The following is a 631-nucleotide window of genomic DNA, read 5'->3' on the forward strand; positions in this document are numbered from 1 at the left end:
TCCGACCATCCTAGAGCCCGGTGGAGCGCTCTCTCGCCCCGGAACGCGGGACACCGCACTCCGGACGACCGCGAGGCGCCGCCTCCCCGGCCGGACACCGCGGTGAGGGCGGTGTCCGGGCGGCGGAGGCGGCGCCTCGGAGGAGAGCAGCGGAGCGCAGGCGCGGTCGGCCGGCGCTTCCCGATCAGGCCCGGTGGGCGCCGTGCCCGTCGCGGGGGGGAGCGGTGCGGATCGAGTCCGTCCGGACGTCCGGCTCGATGCTGCCCGCGGCCAGGTCGGCCCCGGCGCGCGCGGCCAGCTGCGGGTCCGTGCGGCGCAGCTCCTCCGCGCTGTCCTCGGCCGCGAGGTCGTGCGCCTCCTGCATGGCTGACTTCGCCCGCAGCGGCGGGGTCTTGAGGAACCACGAGAGCACGAAGGCCAGCAGGACCACGCCCAGCGCGACCTGGAACACGGTCACGGTCGCGTCGTTGAACCCGGTCAGGAACGGGGCCGACAGGGCGCGGTCCGCGGTGTTCAGGAACGACGTGTCCCCGTCGAGCGCGGAGCCGATCGCGGCGGTGTCCTGCGACTGCAGCAGCTTCAGGATCCCGGCGTTGGCCGGATCCGCGGCGACGGCGGGGTCGGTGGCGGC

At 75.9% G+C, this 631-nt stretch carries 1 pseudogene; it reads right to left on the reverse strand.

From position 1 onward, the window contains the following. Nucleotides 1–184: 184 nt before the first annotated feature. Nucleotides 185–631: pseudogene (locus C5C50_RS17145) on the reverse strand (hypothetical protein); the annotation flags it as partial.

The sequence above is a fragment of the Rathayibacter sp. AY1D9 genome (assembly GCF_002932395.1).
Lineage (GTDB): Bacteria > Actinomycetota > Actinomycetes > Actinomycetales > Microbacteriaceae > Rathayibacter.